Genomic DNA, 13,412 nt, shown 5'->3' with positions numbered 1-13,412 from the left:
ACAGAGATGTCATCCGCCGCTACCGCCGCGGCCGTCGGAACGACCGGAATCAAAGCGCCGGGAACGACTCCGCATAAGACTCCCCGCGGCTACACGCCGGCGCTCGCCGGCGTGAACTTCGGCGTCTACCTCGCGCTGCTGACGCCGGTCATGGTCGCCATGGCCTTCAAGATCCAGCGTCTGGATGCCGCGAACGCCGACGCGAATCTCGGACTCGTCCTCGGCGTCGGAGCCTTCTTCGCCCTCATCTGCAACCCGCTGGTCGGGCGACTGTCCGACCGCACGACGTCGCGGTGGGGCATGCGTCGACCGTGGATCCTCGGAGGCGCGCTCGTCGGGCTCGGCGGCTTCGTCATCATCGGCGCGGCGACGTCCGTGTGGGTCGTGCTTCTGGCGTGGTGCCTCGTGCAGGCATCGATGAACGCGGTTCTCGCCGCAGCGAACGCGACCATTCCCGACCAGTCGCCGATCGAGAGCCGCGGCAAGGTCTCCGGCGTCGTCGGCATCGCGACTCCGCTCGGCATCCTCGCGGGCAGCTTCATCGTCAACTTCCTGCCGGGCGACTTCGAGCGCTTCGTGGTTCCGGGCGCGATCGCGGCCATCCTGGCCGTCGTCTTCGTGCTGGTGCTGAAGGATCGTCGCCTCGAGAGCAAGCCGGCCGAGAAGTTCACGATCGGGATGTTCTTCGGTTCGTTCGTCTTCAACCCGCGCAAGAACCCCGACTTCGGCTGGACCTGGCTCACGAAGTTCTTCGTCATGTTCGGGTACGCCGGCATCGCCACCTACCTGCCGTACTTCCTGCAGGCCAAGTTCGCGCTGGGGGAGCAGGAGGCCGTCACGACGATCCTCTTCGCGAACATCGCCTCCACGCTCGCGATGGTGTTCTCCTCGCCGATCGCCGGTGTGCTGTCCGACAGGTTCGGCAAGCGCCGCCCCTTCGTCGCGATCGCCGGCCTGGTGATGGTCGTCGGTCTCGTGCTGCTCGCGATCGCGCCGAGCATCGCCGTCGTGATCGTCGCGCAGGCGATCATCGGCCTCGGCGCCGGATCGTTCCTCTCGGTGGATCTCGCCCTGGCGACGCAGGTGCTGCCGAACCCGGACGACACCGCCAAGGATCTGGGCGTCCTGAACATGGCGAACGCGCTGCCGCAGTCGATCGCTCCGGCGATCGCGCCCACGATCATCGCGATCGGCGCCGCGACGCCGCTCGGCGGATACACCACCTGGTACCTCTTCGGAGCCGTCGTCGCGCTGGCCGGTGCCGTGCTCGTCTATCGGATCAAGGGAGTCAAGTGATGACGGATGTCATGAACCAGCAGCGCGAGGCGGATGCCGGCATCGGTCGGCCGTGGCTCGATGCGTCGCTTCCCGTAGACGATCGCGTGCAGCTGCTGCTCGACGCCATGACCGTCGAAGAGAAGGCCGGGCTGTTCTTCCACACCATGATCGCGATCGCCGACGTCGACGACGCGAACCCCGCGTTCGGTCTGCCCTCGGCCCGCGAGTTCGTCGAGACGCGTCACATGACCCACTTCAACCTGCTCGGAGCCGCTCCGACCGGGCGCGAGATCGCGGCATGGCAGAACGAGCTGCAGCGTCTGGCGGCATCCACGCGCCTGGGCATCCCGGTGACGCTGTCCACCGATCCGCGGCATTCGTTCAGCGACAATCCCGGCGCCGCCATCATGGCCGGTCCGTTCTCGCAGTGGCCCGAGACACTCGGCCTCGCGGCGATTCGCGACGAAGAGCTCGTCGAGCGCTTCGGTGACATCGCACGCCAGGAGTACACCGCGGTCGGCCTGCGCGTCGCGCTGCACCCGCAGGTCGATCTCGCCACGGAGCCGCGCTGGGCGCGGCAGACCGCGACGTTCGGTGAGGACGCGGAGCTGGCAGGGCGTCTCGGTGCCGCGTACATCCGCGGATTCCAGGGCGAGTCCTTCGGGCCTGGATCCGTTTCGACCATGACGAAGCACTTCCCCGGTGGCGGTCCGCAGCAGGGCGGCGAGGATCCGCACTTCGCGTACGGCCGCGAGCAGGTCTATCCTGGCGGGCAGTTCGAGCTGCATCTGAAGCCGTTCGCGGCGGCGTTCGAGGCCGGCACGCGGCAGGTCATGCCCTACTACGGGATGCCGGTGGGCACCGAGTACGAAGAGGTCGGATTCGGGTTCAACAAGTCCGTCATCACGGGCCTGCTGCGCGAACGGTTCGGTTTCGACGGTCTGGTCTGCACGGACTGGGGTCTGATCACGGATGCCGAGATCTTCGGCGATCACCACCCGGCCCGCGCGTGGGGCGTGGAAGAGCTGTCGCCGAAGGAGCGCGTCGCCAAGGTGCTGGACGCCGGAGTCGACCAGTTCGGCGGCGAGGCCTGCCCCGAACTGCTGCTCGAGCTCGTCGCGGACGGCACGGTCTCCGAGGAGCGTCTGGATGCTTCGGCACGCCGGATCCTGCGGGAGAAGTTCGAGCTCGGACTGTTCGAGAACCCGTTCGTGGACGAGGACGCCGCTGACGCCGTCGTCGGGCGCGCGGACTTCCGTGCCGCGGGCGAGGCTGCTCAGCGCGCCTCGATCACCGTGTTGACGAACGAGAGCGTGCTCCCGTTCACCCGCGGCGCGAAGATCTACGTCGAAGGGATCGCCCCCGAAGTCGCAGCGTCCTTTGGCGAGGTCGTCACGACGCCGGCTGAGGCCGACATCGCGGTGCTGCGGCTGCAGGCTCCGTACGAGCAGCGGGCGACGGCGTTCGAGAACTTCTTCCACGCGGGTTCGCTCGCCTTCGGGGGCGACGTGATCGCCCGCGTGCGCTCGGTCGCGGCAACCGTGCCCACGGTCGTCGATGTCCTCGTCGACCGTCCGGCGATCCTGACCGAGATCGCCGGTGCCGCGGCAGCGGTGACCGCGAACTGGGGAGCCTCTGCCGAAGCCCTGCTCGATGTGCTCACGGGAGCCGCGGCGCCGAAGGGGCGTCTGCCGTTCGACCTGCCGCGGTCGATGGTGGCCGTCGAGGCCTCGCGTCCGGATGTCCCGTTCGATACCGCCGACCCGCTCTTCCGCTTCGGCCACGGGCTCGAGTTGTAACAATCCGGTACAACGCAGAGGGCGCATCCGCGGGGTTCCGCGGATGCGCCCTCTGCGTTGCGAGATGCACCGGCCGTTTTCTGTGTGTTCGCTGGACAGTACGCCGGTATACCGCAATACTGACCGGTACACGAGCTCTGTCGACGCGGGGTCGACGCCTGGGGAGGGTCTTGTGGAGCGGCATCGTCCGCATCACGGGAGGGCACTGAATGAATAGCAAGGGGATAGCTCTGCGCAAGCGCAGAGTCGCGGGAGGGCTGGCCGGCATAACAGCTGCGACAGTCGTCCTTGGAGGCGGGTTGGCGCCCATGGCGGCCCACGCGCTTCCCACCGACGATTCCGAGTCGCTGGGGCAGGTGATCCGCACCGAGCTTCTGGGCGGGGACATCCTCGATGTGTCCCAGGCGATCAGCGGTAACCCGAGTGACGTGGGTCCTGACGTCACACCGCTCGACGTCAGCCTGCTGGGCGCGCTGACCGTCGACCTCGGCGGTGGCCTGCAGCTTCCGCTGATCTCCGGACCGGGGGGACCCGGACTTCTTGAGCTCGGCGACTTCGGCACGCTCAGCTCGTACGCCGCTTCGCCGTCCGCGACGTCTTCCACGGCGAGCTCCGGCGCCATCGGCGCCGATGGCGCCATCGCGATCGACCCGGCCAACCCGGCGGAGTTCGAGAACGCGACAGTGAACCTCACCGACCTGCTCGCGCAGCTCGGCATCGACGGCATCACGGATCAGGTCGTCGACAACCTCGGCCTCGAGGTCGGCGCACTCGCGTCGACGGCGACGGCGACCGGAACGACGGACGTGGCGTACGCCTCGGAGTACGTGGCGACGGATCTTGGCTTCGAGGTTTCGAGCCCCCTGGTTGCGGGACTGGAAACGACCGTCACGGACGCAGTTCAGGGCGTCGGCGCGACCATCGACGCTGCCCTGGCCAGTGATGGTGTCGTCGGCACGCTGTTGGGTGACCTCGACATCGACCTGAGCGTGCTCGGCATCGGCGTCGCCGTGTCCACGGGGACGATCGGCGTCAACGGTCTCGATGCCGCACTGACCGGTCTGGCGAACACGCTCATCACGGAGCCCCTCGTCGACCCGAATGGAATCGTGTCGATCAGCCTGGCTGACGGCACGGTGGCGATCGATCTCGCACAGATCGCAGGTGCCGATGGCCTGAACGGACTCCCGGCGAACACCAACGTGCTCGATGCCACGACCATCGGACTCATCACCACCGCGGTGTCCGAGGCGCTCGGGACCCTGAGCACGAAGGCGACTGCCGCCGTGACCACGCTCCTCAACAGCACGTCGGTGACGCTGACATTGGATGCCGAGCTGTCGGCGCTGCTGACGTCGGTCGACGCGACGATCACCGTCGATGCAACGCTTGGCCAGCTCGCCGGCACCGACCCCACCCCGCCGACGGTCGATCTCGATGCGGATGCGGGACTGCTTGACACGTTGCTCGGTCTGCTCGGTCTGTCACTGGCAGATCTTCTCGACGGGCTGGTAGAGCCGCTCGCGCTCGCACTCGTCGATGTGCTGGGCACCGCTGTATCGGGAGTGATCACGGGCGTCGGGCCGGCGCTGGCCGGCACACTGACCGGCCTGGTCGACCCGGTGCTCGCCGGCCTCGACCCGCTGCTCGGGGCGTTGAACCAGATCGTGGAGATCACAATCAACGAGCAGGAGCAGCCTGGCGTCCTCGAAGCTGATTCGTTCACGGTGAACGCGCTCAGCCTCGAACTGCTTCCGACGCTCGGCGCGCTGAACCTCGACCTCGGTTCCTCGACGGTTCGCGCGTCCGCTGCTGCGGTCGCAACGATCGACGCTGCGACGTCCGTACCGGCAGGCGGCAACCTCGCCGTCACCGGTGCCGACTGGCCGGCCAGCACCACGGTCACCCTGCAGTTGACGGACGCGAGTGGCGCACCGGTGGGTACGGCGGTCGAGGTACTGACCGACGGCAACGGTGCTTTCACCACGACCTACCCGGTCCCGGCGGACACCACTCCGGGCACCGGCTTCACGATCACCGGTACCGCCGGTGACGTGACGGCGACCGACACGGTCGAGGTCACGGCGGCAGACCCGGGCGATGTGAACACCAACGCGGCGGCTTCGGCATCCGCGTCGGCGGACGCGACGGCCGACGGCGACCCGTCCGCACAGGCTGCGGCTGAGGCTGCGGCGCTGGCGGATGCCACGTCTGCGGCGACGGCGGCGGCGAATGCCGACGCGACCGCCGCAGCAGAGGCGGCAGCGACCACCGACGCGTCGACCACCGCTTCGGCGGACTCGACGACGGACGTCAACGCTCAGGCCGCAGTGGCAGCTCAGGCCGCGGCGCAGGCGGATGCATCCGACGACGTCGAGGCGGCGGCCACGGCCACGGCCAACGCGAACTCGTCGGTCGCAGCCCAGGCTGCGGCGACGGCCGATTCCTCGACCGACGCCTCCTCCGAGGCTTCGACGAACGCGAACGCGGCCGCTTCGGCATCCGCATCTGCGAACGCCGACGCCACGACGGATGCTGTGGCAGAGGTCGCGGCGCAGGCGGCTGCATATGCAGACGCCACGGCGGACGCAACGGCAGCAGCGGACTCCACGGCTCAGGCCGCGGCGTCTTCGGCCGCCACCGCGACGGCGTCGTCCACGGCGACGGCTGACGCGACGTCGGCCGCCAACGCGAACGCGGCTGTCGCAGCTCAGGCTGCGGCGCTGGCCGACGCGACGTCCGACACGGCTGCCGAAGGCTCCGCTGCGATGAACGCGAACGCGTCCTCGGCAGCCGAAGCTGCGGCGCTCGCCAACTCGTCCACCGACGCATCGGTCGACGCCACGGCTGATGCCGACGCGGACGCAGATCCGGCGGCTTCGGCTGAGGTCAACACCAACGCCACTGCTTCGGCGGCGGCATCCGCTCAGGCGGACGCCGACAACGACGCGGCCGCTCAGGCTGCTGCTGTTGCGGCTGCTCTGGCAGATGCCTCCACGGCTGCGGATGCTGCTGCGACACCCGACGCGGAGGCCGCTGCGGCTTCCGCTGCGACGGCGACCGCGACCAGCGCTGCCTCGGCTGACGCGACCACCGACGCCAACGCTTCCGCGGCTGTTGCCGCTCAGGCCGCGGCTCAGGCGGACAACTCGGCGAGCACGGCTGCTGACGCCACCGCTGCTGCGGAGGCCGACACGGCTGCCGCTGCGGCGGTCGCTGCGACGGCCACTTCGTCGAACGACGCATCGGCGACGGCTGCGGCCGACGCCGTCGGCTCGACGACCGCGACGGCAACGGCAGACGCCGACGCCGACCCGTCGGCTGAGGTGAACACGAACGCTTCGGCTTCGGCTTCGGCCTCCGCCGAGGCGGACAGCGACAACAACGCGGCGGCTCAGGCTGCTGCTGTTGCAGCTGCTCTGGCTGACGCATCCACGGCTGCCGACGCTGCTGCTGACCCGGACGCGGAGGCGGCCGCGGCTGCCGCCGCGACGGCTGATGTCACGGCTGACGCCTCTGTCGACGCGACCTCCGAAGCCAACGCCGCATCGGCTGTCGCCGCCCAGGCCTCGGCTCAGGCGGACAACTCGACGAGTGCGGCTGCTGACACCTCCGCGGCTGCCACGGCCGACGCGGACGCGGCGGCTGCGGCCTCTGCGGCTTCCACGGCGACCTCTTCGGCTTCGGCTTCGGCCAACGCCGCGGCGGACTCCACGGCGGCAGCGGATGCTTCGGCAGCGGCGACCTCCACGGCGACGGCTTCGGCCAGCGCTTCGGCGGACGCCGATCCGAACGGTCAGCTCGGTATCACGGTGAAGGTTCCCAAGCTCGAGCGCGGAGACCAGCAGACCGCCATCGGCACCGGCTTCAAGCCGGGCGAGGTCGTCACCGGTGTCATGTCGTCCGCACCCGTCGCGCTGGGGACCCAGGTCGCCAACGCCGAGGGCACGGTCACGTTCACCTGGACGATCCCGGCCGGTACCGATCTGGGCACGCACAACGTGACCCTGACCGGTGCGGAATCCGGTAGCGTCGCGGGCACGTTCGAGGTCGTCGCGGATGGACTCGCCACGACCGGTTCGGACCTCCCGACCGGCTGGATCGTGCTGGGAGTCATGCTCCTCATGCTCGGTCTCGGTACGGCCCTTGTCGCCCGTTCGCGGCGAGCGGTCGCTGCGGCAGAGTAAGAGCACGGCACACTGTAAAGGTCGGGGTCGTCCTGCGGACGGCCCCGACCTTCAGTGATGAAACGGATGAGGCATGAGCACGAAGATCGATGTGTCGAACGATGCGCGTGAAGCGCCCGTGGTGGCGGATGCGGTCGCGGTCGCCGCGGCACGACCGCGACCGAAGTGGTGGGTGAGGTTGATCGCCTTCGCCGCCTGTCTGCTGACCCTCTGGCACATCTTCGCGTCGTTCCTCTGGATCGCCCCTTACTCGGCGCTGCGTGAGATCCCCACGCAGGCGGTCTTGTCCGGATACATGCTTCCGCTCTTCGGCCAGTCGTGGAGCGTCTTCGCACCCGAGCCGATCAACGGCGACTATCACTTCAACGTGCGTGCGGTGATCGAGAAGGACGGGGAGGAGATCGAGACAGGATGGGTCAGCGCGACAGACGTCGAGCTGTCGATGATCCGGTACAACCTGTTCCCGCCGCGCGCCGGGATCCAGTCCAGCGAGGTCGCGAGCGGCCAGATGAACGCCTACAACAAGCTCGATGAGAAGCAGCAGGCCGTCGCCGCGCTCGACTTCGCCGCCGAGGACTGGGAGGAGTGGATGATGCGCTCCTTCGAGGAACTCGAAGAAGGATCCTCGACCGAGGCGTACATGCGCGAGGAGCACCTCGCGACCGCATACGCGACGCAGGTGGCCTATGCGATCTGGGGCGACGACGTCGTCCGCGTGCAGTATCGCGTCAGCCGTCAGAACGTCGTTCCGTACACCGAGCGCAACGATCCGGGCGCTCAGCGACCGGATCCGACCTTCTCCACCACCGGATGGCGGGGGCCGCTCGAGGAAGCGGGCCAGAGCCGCGACGACTTCGGCGACGTCTTCCGCCACCAGTTCGAGAGCACGCAGAAATGAGCGCCTCCATGCCCACACGTGTGCTGACTTTCGCCGGATCGATGATCTCGGGGTTCTGGGCGATGGTCATCGCAGCCATCGACCGCATCTCCGCGTTCCTGGATGATTGGCTCTTCAACGGCAAGAAGGCCCTCTACGGGCTCGCCGTCACGCGCATCCTGTTCGGGATCACAGCGCTCGGGCTGCTGATCTCGAACTTCAGCACCCGGCTGTACACGTTCGGTCCCGGCTCGGCCTGGAACGGCGAGCTCGCGCAGCCGGTCAGCGACTTCCCGAAGATCTGGATCTTCAGCGCCTTCCACGCGGTGATGGGCAACGCCGCCCTGTACACCCTCCTCTACGTGCTGCTCATCGGTCTCGCGGTGCTGTTCACGATCGGTTGGCGCTTTCGCATCGTCCTGCCGATCTTCTTCTGCATGTGGGTCGGCTTCATCGAGGCCAACGACATGGTCGGCGACCAGGGCGACAACATGTTCCGCATCGCGCTCGTGCTGCTGTTCTTCGCCGACCCGGCCGCTCGTTGGTCGATCGACGCGCGACGGCGGGCGAAGAAGGGCGAGTGGTTCGCTCCAAGCAGCCAGCCGGCGCTCATCGGCACGATGCTGCACAACCTCGCGCTCGTCGCGCTCACGGCGCAGGTGTGCTTCGTCTACGCGTCCGGTGCCCTCTACAAGGCCGGCGGCGATCCGTGGGCGAAGGGCTGGGCCGTCTACGACCCGCTGCACACGGCGCGATTCGGCACCTGGCCGGTGCTGAGCGATCTCGTCACGTCCTGGGGGCCGATGGTCGTCGCAGCCACGTGGGGATCGATCCTGCTGCAGGTGGCGTTCCCGCTCATGCTGCTCACCCGGCCGACCCGGCTGATCGGCCTCATCGGAATCCTCTCGTTCCACATCGGCATCGCCGTGCTGATGGGACTGCCGTGGTTCTCGCTGACGATGATCGCGATCGACTCCATCTTCATCCGCGACCGGACATGGATCCGATTGAGCGCCGGCGTGGTGAGGCGATGGGAGTCGGCGAAGGCGGCTCCGCCGCCGCCCCAGGCAGCGCTGAGCTGAGCCGACGGCAGGTCAATCGAGCGCGTAGTCCTCGGTGTGCACGCGCGCCGTGGCCGCGTCGCGCAGCAGCTTCGACACCGGACAGCGTGCATGCGCGGCATCCAGGATCTTCCGGCTTTCGGAGGGCGAGGCTCCCTCGACGGACAGGTACGCGTCGATGTGGAACTCGTAGCCCGGACCGGGGACGACCTGCTGCAACGCGACCTCGACGCGTACAGCCGTCCGGCGCGCCGCGGCGACGATGACCTGCGCCGTGCCGTTCAAGCAGGTCGCCCAGGCGAGAGCCAACAGCTGTTCCGGGTTGGTGGCCGCGGCATCCGGATCCGGGCCGAGCGGAGAGGCGACGGCCACCGACAGTCCACCGGGGACCGAGCTCACGCCATCGGCGCCCGTGCGATTGACGGCGGAGGTCTGGTACGTCGGGTGCATGAGTCCACCGTAGGCCCGCCTCCGGGGGCCGAATGTGGGGAAGGGACAATCCCGTGCGGCCCCGTGCCCGGGGGTGGTTGGCGGATAGCCACACAGCGCTTTCGTCCCCGTTGGAGGAGTCCTACGATCGAAGCAATCCTGATTCCCTCTGAGAGGAACACCAATGGTCGACGCTGCCGTCCGCCCCCAGGCCGCTTCGGATGCCTCGAACGCGCCCCGTATCGACATCGATCGTGTGAACGATCTGCTGCTGGGCACCTGGGCCGACACTCGCCGTGAGGCGCGCGAGATGATCAAGGACTCGGCGTTCTGGCGCAAGGATGACCTCGGCAAGGATGAGCACCGCGAGCGGGTGCTCAGCCAGCTGCACCTGCTCGTCGAGAACCATTCTGTGCATCGCGCGTTCCCCAAGCGGTTCGGCGGCGAGGAGAACAACGGAGCCAACATCGCCGGGTTCGAGGAGCTCGTCGCCGCCGACCCCAGCCTGCAGATCAAGTCGGGCGTGCAGTGGGGCCTGTTCGGCTCGGCGATCCTGCAGCTGGGCACAGCCGAGCACCATGAGAAGTGGCTCCCCGGTGTGATGGATCTCTCGATCCCCGGCGCGTTCGCGATGACCGAGATCGGCCACGGTTCGGACGTGGCCGCTGTCGGGACCACGGCGACGTACGACCCGGCGACCGAGGAGTTCGTGATCCACACGCCGTTCCGAGGCGCCACCAAGGAATACCTCGGCAACGCGGCCCTGCACGGCATCGCCGCCACGGTCTTCGCCCAGCTCATCACCAACGGCGTGAACCACGGCGTGCACTGCTTCTACGTGCCGCTGCGGGGGGAAGACGGCATCGATCTGCCCGGCATCGGTCGCGAGGACGACGGTCTCAAGGGCGGGCTGAACGGCATCGACAACGGCCGCCTCAGCTTCGACCAGGTGCGGGTGCCGCGGACGAATCTGCTGAACAAGTACGGCGACGTCGCCCCCGACGGCACGTACACGAGCTCGATCGACAGCCCCGGTCGGCGCTTCTTCACGATGCTGGGCACGCTGGTGCAGGGAAGGGTGTCTCTCGATGGGGCGGCGTCCTGGGCATCCGCCCTGGCTCTGAAGATCGCGATCACCTACGCGACGCAGCGCCGCCAGTTCGACGGCGCCGACGGGCAGGAGGTGGTGCTGCTCGACTACGGCAAGCACCAGCGTCGACTGCTGCCCCGGCTGGCGACCACGTATGCGCAGATCTTCGCGCACGACGAGTTCCTGCAGAAGTTCGACGGCGTGTTCTCCGGTCGGACGGACACCCCGGCCGATCGGGAGGATCTCGAGACCCTCGCGGCGGCGCTCAAGCCGCTGTCGACCTGGCACGCGCTGGACACGCTGCAGGAAGCCCGCGAAGCGTGCGGCGGTGCCGGGTTCATGTTCGAGAACCGGTTCGTCGGCCTGCGCGCCGACCTCGACATCTACGTCACCTTCGAGGGCGACAACAACGTCCTGCTGCAGCTCGTCGGCAAGCGTCTGCTGACCGACTATGCGAAGCAGTTCCAGGGCAAGGATGCCGCGACGCTGGCGAAGCTCGTCGCTTCGCAGACCGCGGGCAAGGTGTTCCACGGAGCGGGTCTGCGTCAGCTCGGTCAGGCGGTCGCGGACCTCGGGTCGACCGCGCGTTCGGTCGAGAACGGCCTGCGCGAGGAGCAGCAGCACGAACTGCTGGCCGATCGGGTGCAGCAGATGGTCTCCGACATCGCCGGGCGTCTGCGCCCAGCAGGCAAGGACAAGGTCCTCGGCGAGAAACTGTTCAATGAGAACCAGACCGAGCTGATCGAGGCGGCCCGCGCACACGCCGAACTTCTGCAGTGGGAGGCCTTCACGGACGCCGTGCGCGGGGTCGCAGACCCCGACACGAAGCAGGTGCTCACGTGGTTGCGCGATCTGTTCGGACTGCAGCTGATCGAGAAGCATCTCGCCTGGCACCTGATCAACGGACGCCTGTCCACGCAGCGCGCCGCCGCCGTATCGAGCTACATCGACCGGCTCTGCCGTCGGCTGCGCCCGCACGCCCTCGATCTCGTCGACGCATTCGGCTACGAGCAGGAGCACCTGCGCGCGCCGATCGCCAGCGGCATCGAGCAGCAGCGTCAGGATGAGGCACGTGCGTACTACGCCGAGCTCGCGGCATCCGGCTCCGCCCCCGTCTCGGAGAAGGCGCTGAAGGCGAAGAAGAAGGCCTGAGGGCGAGCGCTGTCGGACGGTCGGCCTACGCTGGCAGCATGACATCTCTCGCCACCGGTTCCGATGGTCGCATCCGTTGCGCGTGGGTCGGGTCGGATGCCGAGTACGAGCGCTATCACGACGAAGAGTGGGGCCGGCCGCTGCACGGCGACCGCGCCCTGTTCGAGAAGATGTCGCTCGAGGGCTTCCAGGCCGGACTCAGCTGGATCACCATCCTGCGCAAGCGCCCACGGTTCCGCGAGGTGTTCGCCGGGTTCGAGCCCGCGGCCGTCGCCGGCTTCACGCCGGACGATGTGGAGCGCCTGATGCAGGATGCCGGGATCATCCGCAACCGCGCCAAGATCCTCGCGACGATCGGCAACGCCGCCCTGGTCTCCGAGATGGCCGAGGGCGAGCTCGATGCGCTGATGTGGTCATTCGCGCCGGTGCCTGGCACCCGACCGAGAACCTTCGCCGACGTGCCCGCCGTGACGGCCGAGTCGACGGCTATGAGCAAGGAGCTGCGAAAGCGTGGGTTCCGGTTCGTCGGTGCCACGACCATGTACGCCCTGATGCAGTCGGCCGGCATGGTGGACGACCACGTCGAGGGGTGCTGGCGCGCCGGTTGAGCGGACATTATCCGAGTGCGACGGGGAGTCCTCCCCGTCGACGCATCCCAGCGCCGTGGTTAGGATGGCTCGGGCACGTCTGCGCCCGCAGCCGTTGCCGACAGTGTCCGACTACGTAGCCCCAGGGAGAATCGGTCTTGAAGCTGCTGAGCTGGGTCCGTGAGCGCCCGAAGACGCTCGCGTCCGCCGCTGCCGTCACCGCTGCCGCGGTGACGATCACGACCCTTGCTCTGTCCTATGAGGGCAATCCCACGACCGAGGTCGATCTGAATGACGGTGGTGTGTGGATCACGAAGTCGTCGAATCTGTTGGTGGGGCATTTCAACAACGAGTCCGAGTTGTTGGATGGTGGTCTGCGGACGACGGGCGAGAATTTTGACATCCTGCAGGATGAGGCCACGGTGGTCGTGGTCAATCGTGAGGAGTCGACGGCGACGACGATCGATCCGGCACATGTGATCCTCGGCGACAGCACGGCGATCCCGGCCGGGGGCAAGGTCGCGCTCGGAGCCGAGACCACTGCCATCCTCGACACGCGATCGGGCGACCTGTGGGTCGTCCCGGTGACGGGGCTGGCGGGATTCGAAGTGGCAGCTGAGAAGCCATTGATCGAGCTCGGCGCCAACGCCGATGTGACTGTCGGGCATGACGGCACCGTCTTCGCCGTTTCGCCCGAGGAATCTGCCGTGCTCACGATCCCCGTGGATGCGCAGGGTGAGGCGCTCGAACCGACGACAGTCGCGGTGGAAGGCCTGAAGAAGGACAGCAGACCGACGATCACGGCGGTGGGCGATGTCCCCGTCGTGCTGGATCCGCAGGCGGGTGTGGTGTTGTCGCCTGGTGGTTTCGTGACGGAGATCCCGGGGGGTGATACGGCGGTTCTGCAGCAGGCGTCTGGGGGTGCGGAGTCGGTGGTGGTGGCGACGGCTTC

The 13,412-nt window shown here is 68.1% G+C and carries 8 protein-coding genes and 1 pseudogene; 8 read left to right on the top strand and 1 reads right to left on the bottom strand.

Annotated elements, in window-relative coordinates:
- Positions 1–6: 6 nt before the first annotated feature.
- The 5 genes from ACFCYE_RS00045 to ACFCYE_RS00025 all read left to right on the top strand — a co-directional run bounded on the left by ACFCYE_RS00045 (position 7) and on the right by ACFCYE_RS00025 (position 9,223).
- A complete protein-coding gene (locus ACFCYE_RS00045) occupies positions 7–1,296 on the top strand; it encodes an MFS transporter (protein WP_376175454.1) in 1,290 nt (429 codons plus the stop codon).
- Positions 1,296–3,077, top strand: a complete 1,782-nt coding sequence (locus ACFCYE_RS00040; RefSeq protein WP_376175452.1) for a glycoside hydrolase family 3 protein — start codon at positions 1,296–1,298, stop codon at positions 3,075–3,077. The genes ACFCYE_RS00045 and ACFCYE_RS00040 overlap by 1 nt, the downstream gene beginning before the upstream one ends.
- Positions 3,078–3,385: 308 nt before the next feature.
- Complete coding sequence (locus ACFCYE_RS00035; RefSeq protein WP_376175450.1) at positions 3,386–7,264, top strand: choice-of-anchor G family protein; 3,879 nt, start codon at positions 3,386–3,388, stop codon at positions 7,262–7,264.
- 73 nt (positions 7,265–7,337) lie between these two features.
- The gene (locus tag ACFCYE_RS00030; RefSeq protein ID WP_376175448.1) at positions 7,338–8,162 is read left to right on the top strand and encodes a DUF5819 family protein; all 825 of its coding nucleotides are present in this window, start codon (positions 7,338–7,340) and stop codon (positions 8,160–8,162) included.
- 8 nt (positions 8,163–8,170) lie between these two features.
- A complete protein-coding gene (locus ACFCYE_RS00025) occupies positions 8,171–9,223 on the top strand; it encodes an HTTM domain-containing protein (RefSeq protein ID WP_376175446.1) in 1,053 nt (350 codons plus the stop codon).
- 12 nt (positions 9,224–9,235) lie between these two features.
- On the opposite strand, the gene ACFCYE_RS00020 is transcribed toward ACFCYE_RS00025, so the two are convergent.
- Positions 9,236–9,652 (bottom strand): OsmC family protein, encoded by a 417-nt coding sequence (locus tag ACFCYE_RS00020; RefSeq protein ID WP_376175444.1) that lies wholly within the window; start codon positions 9,650–9,652, stop codon positions 9,236–9,238.
- Between the two features lie 163 nt (positions 9,653–9,815).
- Here ACFCYE_RS00020 and ACFCYE_RS00015 point away from each other — a divergent pair, with 163 nt between their 5' ends.
- The 3 genes and pseudogenes from ACFCYE_RS00015 to ACFCYE_RS00005 form a co-directional block, all read left to right on the top strand.
- A complete protein-coding gene (locus ACFCYE_RS00015) occupies positions 9,816–11,873 on the top strand; it encodes an acyl-CoA dehydrogenase (protein WP_376175442.1) in 2,058 nt (685 codons plus the stop codon).
- A 38-nt stretch (positions 11,874–11,911) separates the two neighbouring features.
- Positions 11,912–12,481 (top strand): DNA-3-methyladenine glycosylase I, encoded by a 570-nt coding sequence (locus ACFCYE_RS00010; protein WP_376175440.1) that lies wholly within the window; start codon positions 11,912–11,914, stop codon positions 12,479–12,481.
- Positions 12,482–12,618: 137 nt separating this feature from the next.
- A pseudogene (locus ACFCYE_RS00005) lies at positions 12,619–13,412 on the top strand (hypothetical protein); the annotation flags it as partial.

The sequence above is a fragment of the Microbacterium sp. NPDC056234 genome (genome assembly GCF_042267585.1).
GTDB lineage: Bacteria > Actinomycetota > Actinomycetes > Actinomycetales > Microbacteriaceae > Microbacterium.
Note: the sequence above shows the minus strand (reverse complement) of the source record. Positions and strands in the feature narration are given on the sequence as shown.